Source organism: Clavibacter sp. AC415 (genome assembly GCF_979252985.1).
On record NZ_CEEDAR010000014.1, the window covers coordinates 49,503 to 67,084 of the forward strand.

Genomic DNA, 17,582 nt, shown 5'->3' on the forward strand with positions numbered 1-17,582 from the left:
GGGTGACTACGCGTGCCCATCAGGCCGCCGCATCCACTCGGTCTCCTCTCGGTGACGATCCCTGTCGCCAGCGGAGCGGATGCGCGCCGGGCACCAGGATCAGCGGTCGTCCCGACCGCCGAGCGAACCGACGAGGCGCGCCGCACAGCGACGCGCCGGAACAGGAGTACGGCCATGGCCGTCGTCACCATCCGCCAGCTGCTCGACTGCGGCGTCCACTTCGGTCACCCGAAGACGCGCTGGAACCCGAAGATGAAGCGGTTCATCTTCACCGAGCGCTCCGGCATCTACATCATCGACCTGCAGCAGTCGCTGGCCCTCATCGACAAGGCGTACGACTTCGTCAAGGAGACGGTCGCCCACGGCGGCACCATCCTCTTCGTCGGCACCAAGAAGCAGGCGCAGGAGTCCATCGCCGAGCAGGCGCAGCGCGTCGGCCAGCCCTACGTGAACCAGCGCTGGCTGGGTGGTCTGCTGACCAACTTCCAGACGGTGCACAAGCGCCTCAACCGCCTCAAGGAGCTCGACCTCGTCGACTTCGACGACACGACGCGCGGCTTCACCAAGAAGGAGCTCCTCATCCAGCGTCGCGAGCGCGACAAGCTGGAGAAGAGCCTCGGCGGCATCCGGAACCTCACCAAGACGCCGTCGGCGATGTGGGTCGTGGACACCAAGAAGGAGCACCTCGCCATCGACGAGGCGCGCAAGCTCGGCATCCCCGTCATCGGCATCCTCGACACCAACTGCGACCCCGACGAGGTCCAGTACCCGATCCCGGGCAACGACGACGCGATCCGGTCCGTCGCGCTGCTGACGCGGATCATCGCCGACGCCGCGGCCGAGGGCCTCATCCAGCGCCACCAGAAGCCCGACGCCGAGGGCTCCGCCCCGGCCGAGCCGCTGGCCGACTGGGAGCGCGAGCTCCTCGAGCAGGGCGACGCCGCCAAGGCCGCGCTGCCCGTCGAGGAGAACGACGTCGACGCCGAGGTCTCCGCCAAGAACGCGGCCAAGTCCGACGACGAGGTCGCCGCTCCCGTCCACGCCCCCGAGTCCGACGCCACCACCGAGGCGAAGATCGAGGCCGAGGCCACCGACGCCGAGGCGACGCCCGCCGCGACGGCCACGGTCTCCGAGTAGTCCGAGCACACGCACCATCCCGACGGGCGGGCGCGGGCAACCGCGCCCGCCCGTCGGGCGCTCACCACCGGGAGACCCCCGGATCATCACCTACAGAAGGAGTCCATCGAGCATGGCGAACTTCACTGCCGCTGACGTCAAGGAGCTGCGCGACCGCCTCGGCGCCGGCATGATGGACAGCAAGAACGCGCTGGTCGAGGCCGACGGCGACATCGAGAAGGCCATCGAGATCCTGCGGCTCAAGGGCCAGAAGGGCAACGCCAAGCGCGGCGACCGCTCCACCGCCGAGGGCCTCGTCGCCGCGTCCGAGAAGGACGGCGCCGCCACCCTCATCGAGCTCGCGTGCGAGACCGACTTCGTCGCCAAGAACGACAAGTTCATCGCGCTCTCCGAGTCCGTCCTCGCCGCCGTCGTCGCGGCCGGCGCATCCACCGTCGAGGAGGCCCTCCAGGCCCCCGCCGGCGAGCAGACCGTCGACCAGCTGATCAGCGACCAGGCCGCGATCCTCGGCGAGAAGATCGCCCTGCGCCGCGTCGCCCGCCTCGATGGCGAGCACCAGGAGATCTACCTGCACCGCACGTCGAAGGACCTGCCGCCCCAGGTCGGCGTGGTCGTCGACTACACCGGCTCGGACGCCGAGACCGCGCGCAGCATCGCCCAGCACATCGCGTTCGCCAACCCGGAGTACCTCGCCCGCGAGGACGTCCCGGCGGACAAGGTCGAGGCCGAGCGTGCCATCGTCACCGAGATCTCGCGCAACGAGGGCAAGCCCGAGGCTGCCCTGCCGAAGATCATCGAGGGTCGCCTCACCGGCTTCTTCAAGCAGGTCGCGCTCCTCGAGCAGGACTACGCGAAGGACAACAAGCAGTCCGTGAAGAAGGTCGTGGAGGCCGCGGGCCTCACGGTCACGGGCTTCGCCCGCTTCAAGGTCGGCGCCTAGCACCACCACGGGGAGCCCGGGTCGCATGCGACCCGGGCTCCCCTCTCCATGCCCGCCGGGGTGCGGCGCCGCGATCCGCCGCCGCCCCCGCCGGGCGTCGCACTAGATTGGACCGGGGCCGGATCCGGCGACCGGAACGCAAGGACGGGAACAGCACCATGACCGATGACACCACCACCCGCCGCGTCCTCCTCAAGCTCTCCGGGGAGTCCTTCGGCGGCGGCCAGATGGGCGTCGACCCGGACGTCGTGAGCTCGCTGGCCCGCGAGATCGCCGAGGCCGCGAAGACCGTCGAGGTCGCCATCGTGGTCGGCGGCGGCAACTTCTTCCGCGGTGCCCAGCTCTCGCAGCGCGGCATGGACCGCGGCCGCGCCGACTACATGGGCATGCTGGGCACCGTCATGAACGCCCTCGCCCTGCAGGACTTCCTGGAGCAGGCCGGCGCCGCCACCCGCGTGCAGTCGGCCATCTCCATGACCCAGGTCGCCGAGCCGTACATCCCCCGTCGCGCCGTGCGCCACCTCGAGAAGGGCCGCATCGTCATCTTCGGCGCGGGCGCAGGGCTGCCCTACTTCTCGACCGACACCGTGGCCGCCCAGCGGGCGCTGGAGATCTCGGCCACGGAGGTCCTGGTCGCGAAGAACGGCGTCGACGGCGTCTACACGGGCGACCCGCGCACGGACTCCTCCGCGACCCTCCTCGAGACCGTCACCTACCAGGATGCGCTGCAGCGCGGCCTCAAGGTCGTCGACTCCACCGCCTTCAGCCTGTGCATGGACAACGACATGAAGATGGTCGTCTTCGGCATGGAGCCGGGCGGCAACGTGACCCGCGCGATCCGGGGCGAGCGCATCGGCACCATCGTCTCCAACTGACGAGAGCCGCCGCCCGGCGCGATGCCCCGCGGGCCGTGCCGGGCGGTCGTGCCGCCCCGACCGCGTTAAGATCGATCGGACGCCCACCGCGTCCGCGCTACCGAAGGAGATCCCGTGACCGTCGCCGAAGTACTCGCAGATGCCCGAGACCGGATGGGCAAGGCCGTCGAGTCGGTGAAGGAGGACTTCGGCACCGTGCGCACGGGCCGTGCCAACCCCGCCCTGTTCCAGAAGGTCATGGTCGAGTACTACGGCAGCCCCACGCCCCTCGGTCAGCTCGCCAGCATGAACAACCCCGAGGCCCGCACGCTCATCGTCACGCCCTACGACAAGACGGCCCTCAAGGAGATCGAGAAGGCCCTCGTCAACGTCCCCAACCTCAGCGCCACGGTCGGCAACGACGGCGAGATGGTGCGCCTGACGCTCCCCGAGCTCACCGAGGACCGCCGCAAGGAGTTCGTGAAGATCGTCCGCGGCAAGGCCGAGGAGGGGCGGGTGAGCGTCCGCAACGTCCGCCGCCGCTCGAAGGACGAGCTCGACGCGCTCAAGGGCGAGGTCGGCGACGACGAGGTCGCCCGCGGGGAGAAGGAGCTCGAGGCCCTCACCAAGACGCACACGGACCAGGTCGACGACGCGCTGAAGCGCAAAGAGACCGAACTCCTCGAGGTCTAGGTGGTCAGCCCCGAGGATCCCGCCGAGCGGGCGCCCGTGGTCCCGCCCGCATCGGGGCCCGACGGGGCGCCGCGGATCCGCCGTCATCGCGGCCGCGTGACGCGCGCCGACTTCGAGGCCCAGGTCCAGGCGACGCGCGCCGACCTCACCGCGCAGGTGCGAGCCACGCGCGCCTCCCTCGAGGCGACCAACGACCGCATCAACGCGCGCACCGGCCGCAACCTCCTCTTCGCGGTCGCCGTCGGGCTCCTGCTCGGCGGCGTGGTGCTCGTGAGCCTCGTGGTGGAGAAGCAGCTCTTCCTGCTCATCGCGATCGCCCTCATGGCGTTCACGGCCTACGAGCTCGCCACGGCGCTCCGGCAGGCCGGGCGCCGTGTCCCGCGCGTGGGGTCGGTCATCGCTGTCGTCGCGCTGCTCCCGATCACGTACTACGGGCGTCCGGACGGCCAGTGGCTCGGGCTCCTCGGCGCGATGGCCTTCCTCGCCCTGTGGCGCATCGTCGAGCAGGTGCTGCCCGCGCGGCGCACGTCGACGCGGGCGGTGCTCGGCGACATCGGATCGAGCACCTTCCTCCTCGCCTACGTGGGGCTCCTCGGCTCGTTCGCCGTGCTGCTCACCGCCGAGGACGGCGGGGAGTGGTGGACGCTCGCCTTCCTGATCCTCGTCGTCTGCTGCGACACCGGCGCCTACATCGCGGGGCTCAACTTCGGCAAGCACCCTATGGCGCCGACCATCAGCCCCAAGAAGACGTGGGAGGGCTTCGCCGGCGCCGCGGTGGCGGCGGTGCTCGCGGGGATCCTGCTCTCGCTGTTCATGATCCAGCAGGCGTGGTGGTTCGGGATCGTGCTCGGCCTCGTCATCCTGGTCACCGCGACGCTGGGCGACCTGGCCGAGTCGCTGATCAAGCGCGATCTCGGTGTGAAGGACATCAGCTCCTGGCTCCCGGGCCACGGGGGGTTCCTCGACCGCCTCGACTCCGTGCTGCCGTCGGCCGCCGTGGCCTATGCGCTGTACCTCATCGTCACGGGCGGTGCCTCGTAGGATGTCCCGGATGACCACCACCTTCCCGAGCGCCGGGCGCCGCCAGCGCGGCTACGAACCGGCCCAGGTCGATGCGTTCCTGCGCGATGCGCGCCGCGCGTACGACGACGAGGCCGACCGGTCGCTGACCTCCGAGACGATCCGCCGGGTGTCCTTCGACATGCGGCGCGGCGGCTACTCCGCGGCTGCGGTGGACCGGGTGCTCGAGCGCCTGGAGGACGCCTTCGCCGTCCGCGAGCGCGACCGCACCGTCGCCCGGGTCGGCGCCGACGCGTGGAACGCCGAGGCCCGGCGGGCCGCCCAGGAGATCCTCGACCGGGTGAGCAGGCCGTCGGGGGAGCGGTTCGACCGCGCAGGGCTCCTGACGACGGGGTACGACCGGCGCGAGGTGGACCGGTTCGCGGACCGCATCGCCAAGTACTTCCGCGGCACGAAGCCCATGAGCGTCGACGACGTGCGCACGGTCGCGTTCCACCCCCGCCGGGGCGGCTACCGGGAGGCCCAGGTCGACCTGCTCCTCGACGCGGTCATCGACGTGATGAACGCCGTCCGCTGAGCGCACCTGCGGTGCTCCCCGGTGCGGTCCCCGCCTGGGTGCACGCCCCCGATCCGCTCCTGGAGTCGCCATCTCGGTAACGGTTCGGTAAAGTCGTTGCCAGACATGGGTAGACACGCGCACGACCTCGCTCCTCGCCAGCCGCTCACCGCCGCACCGAGGTCCGTCCCGCGACGGCGGTCGGCGTTCTCGCGCGCGGTCGCCCCCACCATCGCCTTCGGTGCCGCAGCCGCGTTCATGCTCGTCAACGTGGTCGACCCGACGTCCGGCGCGGTCGCGAACCCGCAGTATACAGGAGTACCAGACCACCGTCGCGCAGCTGGCCCGGGCGGACGCCCAGAGCCTCACGGTCGCGGACGCCGAGACGGCCGTGGACATCGAGCCGGGCTTCGAGGGCGTGGCGCCGCCGCCGCCCCCGCCGCCGCCCGTGGAGACGCCCTCGCCGTCCACCGGGTCCGGCTCGGCCGCGAAGTCCCCGGGCACGGGTTCGGGCGGCGGCGCCATCGCCATACCGGACCCCGGGAGCGCGAAGGGCATCGCCCGCAGCATCCTCGCCGCGCGGGGCATGGGCGACGACCAGTACGCCTGCCTCGACTACCTGTGGACCAAGGAGTCCGGGTGGCGGGTCAACGCCTACAACCCGAGCGGCGCCTACGGCATCCCGCAGGCCCTGCCCGGCAGCAAGATGGCGTCGGCCGGTGCGGACTGGCAGACGAACCCCGCCACGCAGATCACCTGGGGCCTCGGCTACATCGACTCGCGCTACGGCTCCCCGTGCGGTGCGAAGGCGCACAGCGTCCTGAAGAACTGGTACTGACCGGGAGCCTGCTGCCGTCCCCTCCCGCGCGTGACGCCGGGGGATCCTGTGCCGGGCTAGCCTCGGTGCATGGACTACGCGGCTCTCGGCGTCGCCGGGATCGCGATCCTGGTCGCCGTCACGCTCCTGGCACGGCGGATCCGGGTGGCGACACCGCTCGTGCTGGTGCTCGTCGGCGTCGGCATCTCGTACCTGCCCGGCGTGCCGCCCGTGGAGGTGCCGCCCGAGCTGATCCTCGCCGGCGTGCTGCCGCCCCTGCTCTACGGGGCCGCCGTCACCGTCCCACTCGTCGACCTGCGTCGCAACCTCCGCACCATCGTCAGCCTGTCGGTCGTCCTGGTCCTCGTCTCGGCCTTCGGGATCGGCCTCCTCCTGTACGCGCTCTTCCCCGACCTGTCCTTCGCGGGCGCCCTCGCGCTCGGCGCCGTCGTGAGCCCGCCCGACGCCGTCGCGGCCACGAGCATCGCCCGGCGACTGGGGCTCCCGCCGCGCCTCGTCACGGTGCTGGAGGGGGAGGGGCTGGTCAACGACGCGACCGCGCTCGTGCTCCTGCGCACGTCCATCGCCGCGGTCGGCGCGTCCGTGGACCTGTGGGCGGCGGCCGGCGGCTTCCTCCTCTCCGCCGTCGGCGCGCTGGCGATCGGGCTCGCGGTCGGCGTGGTGACCACCGAGGTGCGGCGGCGGCTCGACGATCCCGTGCTCGACACCGCCATCTCGTTCGCGGTGCCCTTCGTCGCGTTCATCCCCGCCGAGGAGGTGGGCGCCTCGGGCGTGCTCGCCGTGGTGGCGGCCGGCATCTGGTCGGGGCACCGGAGCGCGTCGACGCTCTCGGCGTCGTCGCGCATCAACGAGCGGCTCAACTGGCGGACCGTCCTGTTCCTCCTCGAGAACGGCGTGTTCCTGCTCATGGGGCTCGAGCTCCGGGACATCGTCGACGAGGTGCACGAGGCGGACCTCGGAGTCGGCACGGCCGTGGCGTACGGGATCCTCACCCTCGTCGTCCTGACCCTCCTGCGCTTCGGCTTCCTGGTGCCGCTCCTGCTCGGGATCCGTCGCCACGAGGCGCACGTTGCGGCGCGCACGCGGCGGGTCCGGCGCGGCCTCGAGCGGCTGCGGAGCGCGCGCGGCGACGAGCGGCCCTCCCGTCGGGAGCGGGCCGCCGCGCGGATCCTCCGCCGCCGGGGCGCGGACCTGCGCGCCCTCCGATCGCAGGGGCTCGGCTGGCGCGGCGGGCTGGTGCTCGGCTGGGCGGGGATGCGCGGCGTGGTGACGCTCGCGGCGGCGCAGTCGCTGCCGTCGGAGACGCCGTACCGGGCGCAGCTCGTGCTCATCGCCTTCACGGTCGCCATCGGCAGCCTCCTCGTCAACGGAGGGACGCTGCCCACCGTCATCCGCCTGAGCGGGATCCGCGGGAGCGACGCTGTGGAGGACCAGCGGCACCTCGCCGAGCTCGTCGCGGAGCTGACCCGTGCGGGCATGCGCGCCGTGGACGAGGGGGTGCGGGCGCTCCCCGAGGGGACCGTGGTGGACGACGAGACCGTCGAGCGGGTGCGCCGGGACACCGCGATGAAGGCCGAGCGGGTCGCGGAGCGGGCCGACGACATGGCGGCAGACGTCGACGCGTCACTGACGCCGCGCGCCGCCTACCTCCTCCTCCGGCGGAAGGCCCTCGACGCCGAGCGCGAGGCCCTCCGGGAGGCCCGCGGGGCGGGGGAGCACCCCTCGCGCGTGCTCGCCCGGGCGCAGCGGATCCTCGACCAGGAGGAGGCGCGCCTCGGCCGGCGGGGCGACGCCGGCTGACGGGAGGCCCGCCGGGTCGGCCTAGGATCGGATCATGCCGCGCAGCAATCGACCCCGGGGGAGACGGCTGCGCGAGGACGAGGAGGAGGACGTCCTGGCGCGTCTCCTGAGCGGCTCGCAGCACACCGAGACCCGTCGCGGACGCGTGTGGAACGTGCAGCCCGTCTCGGCGGCCCGCGCCGTCAAGGTCTACCGCTGCCCCGGCTGCACGCTCGACATCGAGCCCGGCCACGCGCACGTCGTCGCCTGGCGCGCCGACGGGATGATGGGCGAGCAGAGCGACCTCGCCGCCCGCCGCCACTGGCACACCCACTGCTGGAAGGTCTCATGACGGACACCGCCCCCCGCCCATCACGAGCTCCACCGAGCTCCCCGGCCCGCCGCGAGGACGTCGAGCTGCGGACGGCCGACGGCCTCACGCTCGTCGGCGAGCTCGCGCTGCCGGCGGACCGGGATCCCGTCGCCACGCTCGTGACCCTGCACCCGCTGCCGACGGCCGGCGGCTTCATGGACTCCCACGTGCTGCGGAAGGCCGCGCTCCGGCTCCCCGCAATGGCGGACCTCGCGGTGCTCCGCTTCAACACCCGCGGCACCACGTCGGCGCGCGGCACGAGCGACGGCGCCTTCGACGGCGGGGAGGCCGAGCGCCACGACCTGGCGGCCGCGATGGACCTCGTCGCCGAGCGCGGGCTGCCCGCCCCCTGGATCGTCGGCTGGTCCTTCGGCACCGAGGTCGCGCTCCGGCACGGTCGGCAGCACCCCGTGGAGGGCGCGATCCTGCTGTCCCCGCCGCTGCACCGGGCGACGGCCGACGAGGTGGCCGCCTGGCACGGCGACCCGCGCCGCCTCGTGATCCTGGTACCCGAGCACGACGACTTCCTGCAGCCCGCCGAGGCCCGCGAGCGGTTCGCGTCGGTGCCCGAGGCGGAGCTCATCGCCGTGGACGGCGCGAAGCACCTGTGGGTGGGGGAGACCCAGGTGTCGCGCGTCCTCACCGAGATCGTCCGGACCGTCCACCCGCAGGCGCTGCCGCTCCCGACGGAGTGGCCGCCCGCGGGCTGATGCCGCGGGCCGCGCGAGGCGGGGAGGTCAGCGCTCGTTCTGCAGCGGGATGGCGACCTGGCGGATGATGAGCAGCACCGCCGCGGCCACCGGCACGGCGATGAGCGCTCCCAGGACCCCGAGCAGGGTGCCCCCGTCAGCGCTGCGATGACGACGATGACGCCCGGCACCTTGACCGCCCGGTTCATGATGTTCGGGCTCAGCACGTACGCCTCGACCTGCATGTAGACGAGGTAGTAGACCGCCACGGCGATCCAGGTGTTCATCGACTCGGGCAGGAGCACGATCTGCCCGACCACGATCAGCGCCGAGCCCGTGATGGTGCCGACGAGCGGCAGCAGCGAGAACAGGAACGCGATGAACGCCCACACGGCGGGGAGCGCCGCGCCCACGATGCTCAGGTAGATGAAGCTGAGCACGCCGTTGCAGAGCGCGAGCCCCACCTGGCCGGTGACGTAGCGGCCGACGGACTGCGTGATCTGCTCGGCGATGTCGGCGAAGCGCGCGCGCCGGGTGGCCGGCACGAGCTTGTAGAGGCCGCTCTTGAACGAGTTGAGCGAGGCCGTGAAGTACATGGTGAGGATCACGATGATCACCATGCCGAACAGGAAGTTGCCGATCGTGAAGGCGACGTTGAGGACGTTGCCCGTGATCGTCGCGACGTTGGCCGCGTTGGTGAGGTACTGGATGAGCTGGTCGGCGCCGCTCTGCACGTCGAAGACCTCGCGCGGCACGAACGACTGCAGGTTCTCGATGAACTGGTCGCCGCTCACGCTCTGCGCGTACTCGACGATCTGCGTCACGAGCAGGCTCGCCTGGTTGACGACGACCGGGATGACCGCGAGCAGGATGCCCGCGAGGGATCCGAGCAGGACCAGGAAGATGACGAGGATGGCGAGCGGACGCGGCACGCCCTTGCGCTCGAGGAAGGTGACGAGCGGGTCGATGCCGAGCGCCAGGAAGATCGCCGTGCCCACGTAGGTGAGGACGGTCCCGAGGGAGACCAGCGCGCCGCCGATGACGAGCGCGGTGAGGACGCCGAGACCCGCGAGCAGGCCGAGACGGTAGGGGTTCTGGATCTTCACGTGGGCTCTTCCGAGTCGGCGGGCGCTCAGCGCGCGGTGCGGGGTGCTTCGTCGGAGGAGGAGCCGTCCGCCTGGGTCAGCACGCCGCGGACGTTCTCGAGGTACGCGGCCACCGCCTCGCGCTCGATCCTAATGCGGTCGAGGCGCTCCTCGGCGTCGGCGACGGCCTCGCGCGCACGGCGCTCGGCGTCGGCGACGGTCTCGCGCGCACGGCGCTCCGCGTCGGCGACGGCGGCGCGGGCGTCGTGGTCGGCGTCCTCCCGCGCCTTCCGCGCGCCCTCGCGGCTCTCGACCGCGAGGGCCTCGGCCTCGTCGCGGGTGGAGGAGAGGAGCGCCGTGACCTCCTGGAGGCGCGCCTCGGCCTCGGCGAGGTAGGCGGCGGTGCGATCGGCGGCCTCGCGCTGGCGGTCGGCCGTCTCGCGGGCGTCGTGGTCGCGCCGCGCGGTGATCTCCGCATCGAGGTCGAGGTGGCCCTGCTCGATCTCGCGGCTGAGGAGCAGGCGCGCCTCCTCGGCCTCGGCGGCGATGCCGCGCCGGACGTCGGCCGCCTCGCGCTCGAGGCGGAGCCGCTCCGCCTCGCGGCGGTCGGCCTCCAGGGCCTCGGCCTCGGCGATCTCGCGCTCCAGCGCCGAGCGCGCGGTGACCGCCTCGAGCTCCAGCTGGGCGCGCGTGGCGCGCGTCTCGCGCTCCAGGGTCTCGGTCCCCTGGGCGATGTCGCGGGCCAGGTCCGTCCAGGGCCTCGTCGACGTCGCGCACGAGGTCGCCGCGCACGGTCGCCACCTCGAGATCGAGCGCCTCGCGCGTCTCGGCGATCTCCCGCTCGAGGGCGGCGCGGGTCTCCTCGACGTCGCGGTCGAACGCGGTGCGGTCCGCGTGGATCCGCCGGTCGAAGTCGTCGCGCGACGCCTGCAGCTCGCGCTCCCAGTCGGTGCGCGCCTGCTCGATCTCGCGGTCGAGGTCGGCGCGGGTCTGCTCGTCGAGCCGGGTCAGGGCGATGCGCTGCGTCTCCTCGTCGAGCCGCAGGCGCTCCTCGGTCTCCCGCACGTCGCGGTCGAGGTCCGCGCGCTCCTCGGCGACCGTCTCGTCGTGGCGGGCCCGGGCATCGGCCAGCTCGCGGTCGAGCGCTCCGCGGGCCAGCGCGGTTCCACGGTCGAGGTCGGCCGCATCGCGCCGGGCCTCGTCCGTCTCGCGGTCGACCCGGGCGCGGAGCTCCGCCACCTCGCGGGCGGCCTCGGCGCGTTCGGCGTCGGTGTCGCGGCGGGCGGCCCCGCGGAGGTCGGCGACCTCGGTGCGGGTGCGCAGCAGGAGCGCCGCGGCCTCGCGCTCCGCGTCGCTGCGGAGCCCCTCGGCGCGGTCGTCGGCCCGCTCGCGCAGGTCGTCCGCCTCGCGACGGGCGGCGTCCAGGATCTGCGCCGTCTGCGCGCGGGCGGAGTCGACGAGGTGGCGGGCGGTGGCCTCGGCCTCGGCGCGCTGCGCGTCCGTCTCCTCCTGCGTGGAGCGGCGGAGGCGCGCCGCGTCGGCGTCCGCCTGCGCCACGAGCCGGGTGGACTGCTCCTCCGCCACGCGGAGGGTCGCCTCGAGCCGCGTGCCGAGGCCCGCGAACGTCGGGCTGCCGACCTCCTCGAGCTCGTCGCGCAGCTCCTGCTCGCTGCGGCGGAGGCGCTCCGCCTCGGCCCGGCTCTCGGCGCCCTGCTGGTTGGAGCGGATGAGCTCGCGGCGGAGGTCGGCGACGGCCCGGTCGACCTCGTCGCGGTTGTAGCCGCGCATGGCGGGGCTGAACGGCGTGTCGTCGTGGGGCACGGGGACTCCTTCGCGGGGGCGCGCGCACGCCGGACGGAGGCGCGGCAGGTGCCGATCCTACCGAGTCGGCGGTCCGCGGGCCCGGCCGTCGCCCCGGGTGCCGAGCGGCCGGCGGAGGCGCTCCCAGGGTCGTCCGGTATCCTTCGATGTCGTCGTCCGCCGCCGGTCCGCCCGCAGCACGGCGGAACGTCGCGAGAGCACCCGTGCTCGCCGGCAGCCGTGGTCGGCCCGCCCGACCGCCGCTCCCGCAGCTTCCGCCCGCGACGACACGGAGGAGACACCCGTGCGATTCGTCCTGGCGATCGCGACCTTCGTGGTCGCGGCCCTCATGATCGGGCTGGGGATCGCCCAGCACACCTTCCTGGCCGGGCCGGACCGCCTCACCGCGGCCACGACGTCCGCGGGAGGCGCCGCGTACACGGTCGTCGACGGGAAGGCGCTCAACGCCAACCCCGGGCCTGCAGGACACCGTCATCCGCGGGGACGGCGAGGTCTTCGCGGCGTACGCGCCCACCGTCGACGTCGAGGCCTGGGTGGGCACGAGCCCGTACACCCGCGTCGCGGTCGACGACCAGGGCGCCATGACGACCGAGGTCGTGCGGGCCGACGCCCCCGCGCCCACGCCGAGCCCCACCGCCGACGCCTCCGGGACGGACGCGGGGACGGACGCCGGGACCGACGCGGGCACGGAAGCCGCGGTCACCGACCCGCGCGGATCCGACCTCTGGCTCGCGGAGCAGACCGGCGACGGCGAGCTCGAGCTCGGCGCCCGGCTCCCCGACGACGTGAGCCTCCTCGTCGCCACCGACGGGCAGGCCGCCGCGCCCGCGGAGGTCTCCGTCTCCTGGCCGACCGAGGGCGAGTCGCCCTGGGTCGTCCCGCTCGTGATCGGCGGCATCGTGCTGCTCGTCGTCGGCCTCGTGCTGTACCTCCTCGCCATCCGCCACCTGCGCCGCAGCCGCGGCCCGCGCCGCAACCTGCCGCCGCGCGGCGGCCCGCGCATCCCGCGCGTCGGTCCCGGCGCCCGGCGCGCGGCGCTGACCGCGGGCACGGGCGCCGCCCCGGCCCCCCGCGGGCGCGGGCGCCGCGGCATGGTCGCGCTGCCCGTCCTGGTCGTCACCGGCCTCGCCCTCGGCGGCTGCACCGCCCAGGGTGCCCCGGCCGACCTCGCCGCGGGCGTCGGGTCGACGGCGACCCCCACGCCGTCGTCGTCGCTCGACGCGGCGCGCGAGGCGGAGGACGCGGACCCGCCCGTCGTCACCGAGGACCAGGCGGAGCGCATCGTCTCCCGCGTCGCCGAGGTCGCCGCCACGGCCGACGAGTCCCTCGACGCCGCGACGCTCGCCCCGCGGTTCGCCGGTCCCGCGCTCCAGGAGCGCACCTCCGACTACCAGGTGCGGAAGGCGAAGCCCGACATCCCGGCGGTGCCGGCCATCCCCGCCGGCGACCTGCAGCTGACCCTCCCGCAGGCCACGCTGACGTGGCCGCGCACGATCGCCGCCGTCGTCAAGGACCCGGACGCCGACGACGCGCCCACGCTGTCCCTGACGCTCGTGCAGGACAGCCCGCGGGAGAACTACCGCGTCGTCTACGCCATGCCCGTCAGCACCACGGCCGCGCTCCCGGACGTCGCCCCCGCCGCCATCGGCGCGGCCCGCCTGGCCGCGGACGTGAAGCTGCTCGCCCTCCAGCCCGACCAGCTGTCCGAGGCGTACGCGGACGTGCTGAACAACGGCGACGGCAGCCAGTACGCCGACCTGTTCGACGCCACGGACGACGGCGTGCGGGCGCAGGACGCCAAGCGGAAGGTCGACTTCCCGGCCTCCATCGGCGAGACCGGCACCGTCGAGTTCGCCGCGACGGCCGACACGGCGACGCCCGTCGCGATGTCGACGGTCGAGTCCGGCGCGCTCGTGAGCGTGACCGTGCAGCTCGGCATCGTGGCCAAGCCCACGACCGAGGGCGCGAAGGTCAACGCCAACCCCGAGGTCCAGGCGATCACGGGCCTCACCGACTCGGCCAAGGGCTTCGACACCGTCCGCACGGCGCAGATGCTCATGTACGTGCCGCCCGTGAACTCGGGCGAGAAGATCCGCCTGTACGCCTCCAGCACCCACATCACCTCGGCCAAGGAGCTCCCATGACGAACGTGCCCCCCTCCGCCGCGAGCCTCCGCGGCGCCGTCGACCTGTCCTCGCTCGTGAACCGGGCGCCCGCCGCGACCCCCGGAGGGCCCGCGCCCGCCGGGGCACCGGCATCGCCCGGAGCCCGCCGACGCAGCGGGCGCCCCGCAGACGGTCGACGTGCCCGGCCTCGTGCTCGCGGCGGATGACGCCACGTTCACCCGGTTCCTCGACATCTCGTCGGTGGTCCCGGTCATCGTCGAGCTCGTCTCGACGGGGCTCGCCTCCAGCCGCGAGCTGTCGCCCGTGCTGGAGCGCGTCGTCACCGAGCAGGGCGGCCGGGTCCTCCTCGTCCGCATCGACGTCGACCAGAGCCCGCAGCTCGGCCAGGCGTTCCAGGCCCAGACCGTGCCGACCGTGGCCGCCCTCATCGGCGGGCGCCCCGTCGGCCTGTTCGCGGGCGTGATCCCCGAGGACCAGGTGCGCGACGTCATCCAGCAGGTGCTGGAGCTCGCCCAGCAGAACGGCGTCACGGGGTCCGCCACGGCGCCCGGCGGATCGGCCGTGCCCGCCGCCCCGGTCGAGGAGCCGCTGCCGCCGCACCACGCCGAGGCGTATGCCCACATCGAGCAGGGCGACTACGCGGCCGCCGCGGCCGAGTACCGCGCCGCGATAGCGCAGAACCCCCGCGACGCCCTCGCGGTCGCGGGCCTCGCGCAGGTCAGCCTCCTCCACCGCCTCGACGGCACGGCCGCCGACCAGATCCGCGCCGCCGCGGCCGCCGCACCGGCGGACGTCGACGCGCAGCTCCTCGTCGCCGACCTCGACCTCTCGGGCGGGCACGTGGAGGACGCATTCGACCGGCTCCTCGCGCTGTTCCCCTCGCTCGACGCGGACGGCCGGGAGGCCGTGCGCCTGCGGCTGCTGGAGCACTTCGAGGTCGTCGGGCTCGAGGACCCGCGCGTCGCGGTCGCCCGGCGCCGCCTGACGCGCCTGCTGTACTGACTGCTGTACTGACGCGCCTGCTCTGCTGACGCGCCTCCCGCCCGCACGACGGCGCCGCACCCCCGTGGGGATGCGGCGCCGTCGTGGCGTGCGGGGCGGTCGACCGTGGGCACCGGCGGGGTGCCGTCGTCCGAGGCCGGTGCGTCGTCCGTCGAGGACAGGGCCTCGACGGGCGGCTGCTCGTCGGACGACTGCGGCAGCACGGCCGCGTCCTCGACGCCGCCGAAGGGCGTGCCGTCGGCGCGCGACTCGTCGGCGTCCGGCGCCGAGTGCGCGGGCGCCTCGACGGCGACGAGGTCGGCCGGGTCCTGGCGCAGGCGCAGCCACAGTCCCGCGAGCGGCGGGAGCGTGAGCTCCGCCGACGCCGGCCGGCCGTGCCAGCCGTCGTCGCCCGCGTGCACGGCGCCGAGGTTCCCGACGCCGGATCCGCCGAACTGCTCCGCGTCCGTGTTGAGGATCTCCTCCCACACGCCCGCCTGGGGCAGCCCCAGCCGGTAGCCGGAGATCGGCGCGCCCGAGAAGTTGTGCACGACGGCGACCTGGTTGCCCTCGCGGTCGCGGCGGAGGAAGGCGAGGACGTTGCGCTGCGCATCACCCGCGTCGATCCACTCGAAGCCGGCCGGATCGTTGTCGAGCGCCCAGAGGGCGGGCGTGTCGACGTAGGTGCGGTTCAGGGAGCCGACGAGGTCGAACAGGGCGCGGTGGACGGGCTGGTCGAGGATCCACCAGTCGAGCCCGCGCTCCTCGCTCCACTCGGACGGCTGCCCGAACTCCTGGCCCATGAACAGCAGCTGCTTCCCCGGGTGCGACCACATGAAGGACAGGTAGGCGCGCACGTTGGCGAGCTTCTGCCAGTGGTCGCCCGGCATCTTGCCGAAGAGCGAGCCCTTCCCGGTGCACGACCTCGTCGTGGCTGATGGGGAGGAGGAAGTTCTCGGTGTACGCGTAGACCATCGAGAACGTGATCTGGCCGTGGTGGTACGCGCGGTACATCGGGTCGACGGCGGAGTAGTCGAGCGTGTCGTGCATCCAGCCCATGTTCCACTTGAGCCCGAAGCCGAGGCCGCCGTCGCTCGTGGGGCGCGTGACGCCGGGGAAGCTCGTGGACTCCTCGGCGATCATGACGACGCCGGGGTGGGTGCGGTACGCGGTGGCGTTGACCTCCTGCAGGAAGCTGATCGCCTCCAGGTTCTCGCGTCCGCCGTGCACGTTGGGGAGCCACTGGCCCTCCTCGCGCGAGTAGTCGAGGTACAGCATCGACGCCACGGCATCGACCCGGAGGCCGTCGACGTGGAACTCCTCGAACCAGTACAGCGCGTTCGCGACGAGGAAGTTGCGGACCTGCGAGTGGCCGAAGTCGAAGACGAGCGTGCCCCAGTCCTGCTGCTCGCCCCGACGGGGGTCGGTGTGCTCGTAGAGCGGCTGGCCGTCGAACTGCGCGAGCGCGAACGCGTCCTTCGGGAAGTGGGCCGGGACCCAGTCCGACGATGACGCCGATGCCCGCCTGGTGCAGGGTGTCGATGAGGTGCTTCAGGTCGTCCGGGCTGCCGAAGCGCGAGGTGGGCGCGTAGTAGCCGGACACCTGGTAGCCCCAGGACCCGCCGAACGGGTGCTCCGCGAGGGGCAGGAACTCCACGTGCGTGTAGGCGAGCTCCTGCAGGTACGCGACGAGCTCCCCGGCGACCTCGCGGTAGCCGAGGCCGGGCCGCCAGGAGCCGAGGTGCATCTCGTACACGCTCATGGGGGACTCGTGCGGGTCGCGCGCCGCCCGCTGCTCGAGCCAGGCGGCGTCGTCCCAGCTGTAGTCGCTGGTCTCGACGCGCGACGCGGTGGCGGGCGGCACCTCGGTCATGCGGGCCATCGGGTCCGCCTTCTCGATCCAGTGGCCCGCCTGCGTGAGGATCTCGAACTCGTCAGACGCCGGGCTCGACGCCCGGGACGAAAGCTGCCAGACGCCGTTGCCGTCGAGGCGGCGCATGGCGTGCTGGACGCCGTCCCAGCCGTTGAAGCCGCCGATGACGCGGACGGCGCGGGCGTGCGGCGCCCACACGGCGAACGCGACGCCGACGTAGGTGCGGGCGACGCCCCAGTGCTCGCGGTGCTGGGCGCCGAGGACGTCCCAGAGGCGCTCGTGGCGGCCCTCGCCGAACAGGTACAGGTCGAGGTCGCCGACGGTGGGGAGGAAGCGGTACGGGTCGTCGGAGGTCCAGGTGCCGCCGTCGGAGTAGCGCGCCTCGACCTCGTAGTCCTGGAGGCCGAGCTCGTGCGCGCCCTGCCAGACGCCGTGCCCGAGGTGCGCGAGCTCGACGCGGGCGCCCGTGGCGAGGACCACGGCGACGCCCTCGGCGAGCGGCCGGAGGGCGCGGACCACGACGAGGTCGTCGCCCACGGGGTGCTGGCCGAGGACCGAGTGCGGGCCGGAGTGCACGCCCTCGGCGACGGCCCGCAGGTCGTCGTCGGCCACCTCGGGGAGGGGCGCCGCGTCGGGTACGGCGTCGCCGGGCGCGCTGTCCGATGCCGCGGCGGTCGCCGCGTCGTGGTCGACGGTGACGTCCGCGCCGCGCGCGGGGTCGGGCTCGGCCGCGGGCGGCACGACGACGTCGGCGCCGTCGCGCGGGTCGGGCGCTCTCGTCGCGGGGATCCTGCTGGGGGTGGTGTCGGTCATGTCC

14 protein-coding genes and 2 pseudogenes are annotated in these 17,582 nt (G+C 73.6%); 13 read left to right on the plus strand and 3 right to left on the minus strand.

The features are described 5' to 3' along the window. Positions 1 to 174 precede the first annotated feature (174 nt). The 10 genes from rpsB to ACZ411_RS05055 all read left to right on the plus strand — a co-directional run bounded on the left by rpsB (position 175) and on the right by ACZ411_RS05055 (position 8,900). Positions 175 to 1,137 (plus strand): 30S ribosomal protein S2, encoded by a 963-nt coding sequence (gene rpsB / locus ACZ411_RS05010; RefSeq protein WP_104289101.1) that lies wholly within the window; start codon positions 175 to 177, stop codon positions 1,135 to 1,137. Between the two features lie 112 nt (positions 1,138 to 1,249). After that, positions 1,250 to 2,077, plus strand: a complete 828-nt coding sequence (gene tsf / locus ACZ411_RS05015; RefSeq protein ID WP_464168964.1) for a translation elongation factor Ts — start codon at positions 1,250 to 1,252, stop codon at positions 2,075 to 2,077. A 158-nt stretch (positions 2,078 to 2,235) separates the two neighbouring features. After that, positions 2,236 to 2,952, plus strand: a complete 717-nt coding sequence (pyrH, locus tag ACZ411_RS05020; RefSeq protein ID WP_094115638.1) for a UMP kinase — start codon at positions 2,236 to 2,238, stop codon at positions 2,950 to 2,952. A gap of 153 nt (positions 2,953 to 3,105) precedes the next feature. Then, positions 3,106 to 3,624, plus strand: a complete 519-nt coding sequence (gene frr / locus ACZ411_RS05025) for a ribosome recycling factor (protein ID WP_052129175.1) — start codon at positions 3,106 to 3,108, stop codon at positions 3,622 to 3,624. Then, positions 3,625 to 4,665: a phosphatidate cytidylyltransferase gene (locus tag ACZ411_RS05030; protein ID WP_104289102.1), complete on the plus strand. Its 1,041-nt coding sequence runs from the start codon at positions 3,625 to 3,627 to the stop codon at positions 4,663 to 4,665. A 10-nt stretch (positions 4,666 to 4,675) separates the two neighbouring features. Beyond that, entirely contained in the window at positions 4,676 to 5,221 is a 546-nt protein-coding gene (locus tag ACZ411_RS05035; protein WP_104289103.1) for a DivIVA domain-containing protein, read from the plus strand. Between the two features lie 220 nt (positions 5,222 to 5,441). Beyond that, on the plus strand, positions 5,442 to 6,038 hold the full coding sequence (locus tag ACZ411_RS05040) for an aggregation-promoting factor C-terminal-like domain-containing protein (RefSeq protein WP_464168968.1): 597 nt from the start codon (positions 5,442 to 5,444) through the stop codon (positions 6,036 to 6,038). Between the two features lie 69 nt (positions 6,039 to 6,107). Then, the gene (locus ACZ411_RS05045) at positions 6,108 to 7,838 is read left to right on the plus strand and encodes a cation:proton antiporter (RefSeq protein ID WP_464168970.1); all 1,731 of its coding nucleotides are present in this window, start codon (positions 6,108 to 6,110) and stop codon (positions 7,836 to 7,838) included. 34 nt (positions 7,839 to 7,872) lie between these two features. Next, entirely contained in the window at positions 7,873 to 8,169 is a 297-nt protein-coding gene (locus ACZ411_RS05050; protein WP_094115641.1) for a hypothetical protein, read from the plus strand. Then, positions 8,166 to 8,900 (plus strand): alpha/beta hydrolase, encoded by a 735-nt coding sequence (locus ACZ411_RS05055; protein ID WP_464168973.1) that lies wholly within the window; start codon positions 8,166 to 8,168, stop codon positions 8,898 to 8,900. The genes ACZ411_RS05050 and ACZ411_RS05055 overlap by 4 nt, the downstream gene beginning before the upstream one ends. 27 nt (positions 8,901 to 8,927) lie before the next feature. Here the strand turns inward: ACZ411_RS05055 and ACZ411_RS05060 are convergent. Both ACZ411_RS05060 and ACZ411_RS05065 read right to left on the minus strand, forming a co-directional pair. Then, positions 8,928 to 9,985, minus strand: a pseudogene (locus tag ACZ411_RS05060) (AI-2E family transporter). Between the two features lie 129 nt (positions 9,986 to 10,114). Beyond that, on the minus strand, positions 10,115 to 11,785 hold the full coding sequence (locus tag ACZ411_RS05065) for a coiled-coil domain-containing protein (RefSeq protein ID WP_464168975.1): 1,671 nt from the start codon (positions 11,783 to 11,785) through the stop codon (positions 10,115 to 10,117). A 533-nt stretch (positions 11,786 to 12,318) separates the two neighbouring features. Between ACZ411_RS05065 and ACZ411_RS05070 the strand changes: the two genes are divergently transcribed. The 3 genes from ACZ411_RS05070 to ACZ411_RS05080 are packed head-to-tail and all read left to right on the plus strand — an operon-like array spanning position 12,319 to position 14,913. Continuing rightward, positions 12,319 to 13,929: a DUF8094 domain-containing protein gene (locus tag ACZ411_RS05070; RefSeq protein ID WP_464168977.1), complete on the plus strand. Its 1,611-nt coding sequence runs from the start codon at positions 12,319 to 12,321 to the stop codon at positions 13,927 to 13,929. Next, positions 13,926 to 14,117 carry a hypothetical protein gene (locus ACZ411_RS05075; RefSeq protein ID WP_464168979.1) on the plus strand — a complete coding sequence of 64 codons (192 nt, stop codon included), beginning with the start codon at positions 13,926 to 13,928 and terminating at the stop codon, positions 14,115 to 14,117. The genes ACZ411_RS05070 and ACZ411_RS05075 overlap by 4 nt, the downstream gene beginning before the upstream one ends. Next, positions 14,089 to 14,913 carry a tetratricopeptide repeat protein gene (locus ACZ411_RS05080; RefSeq protein WP_464168981.1) on the plus strand — a complete coding sequence of 275 codons (825 nt, stop codon included), beginning with the start codon at positions 14,089 to 14,091 and terminating at the stop codon, positions 14,911 to 14,913. The genes ACZ411_RS05075 and ACZ411_RS05080 overlap by 29 nt, the downstream gene beginning before the upstream one ends. Before the next feature lie 317 nt (positions 14,914 to 15,230). On the opposite strand, the pseudogene glgB reads toward ACZ411_RS05080, so the two are convergent. Next, positions 15,231 to 17,578: pseudogene (glgB, locus tag ACZ411_RS05085) on the minus strand (1,4-alpha-glucan branching protein GlgB); the annotation flags it as partial. Between the last annotated feature and the right edge of the window lie 4 nt (positions 17,579 to 17,582).

What these genes read in the sequence shown, in the direction of transcription:
- ACZ411_RS05050 (WP_094115641.1), top strand. Translation starts at nt 7,873, where the DNA reads ATGCCGCGCAGCAATCGACCCCGGGGGAGACGGCTGCGCGAGGACGAG.
- ACZ411_RS05055 (WP_464168973.1), top strand. Translation starts at nt 8,166, where the DNA reads ATGACGGACACCGCCCCCCGCCCATCACGAGCTCCACCGAGCTCCCCG.
- tsf (WP_464168964.1), top strand. Translation starts at nt 1,250, where the DNA reads ATGGCGAACTTCACTGCCGCTGACGTCAAGGAGCTGCGCGACCGCCTC.
- ACZ411_RS05045 (WP_464168970.1), top strand. Translation starts at nt 6,108, where the DNA reads ATGGACTACGCGGCTCTCGGCGTCGCCGGGATCGCGATCCTGGTCGCC.
- ACZ411_RS05035 (WP_104289103.1), top strand. Translation starts at nt 4,676, where the DNA reads ATGACCACCACCTTCCCGAGCGCCGGGCGCCGCCAGCGCGGCTACGAA.
- pyrH (WP_094115638.1), top strand. Translation starts at nt 2,236, where the DNA reads ATGACCGATGACACCACCACCCGCCGCGTCCTCCTCAAGCTCTCCGGG.
- frr (WP_052129175.1), top strand. Translation starts at nt 3,106, where the DNA reads ATGGGCAAGGCCGTCGAGTCGGTGAAGGAGGACTTCGGCACCGTGCGC.
- rpsB (WP_104289101.1), top strand. Translation starts at nt 175, where the DNA reads ATGGCCGTCGTCACCATCCGCCAGCTGCTCGACTGCGGCGTCCACTTC.
- ACZ411_RS05075 (WP_464168979.1), top strand. Translation starts at nt 13,926, where the DNA reads ATGACGAACGTGCCCCCCTCCGCCGCGAGCCTCCGCGGCGCCGTCGAC.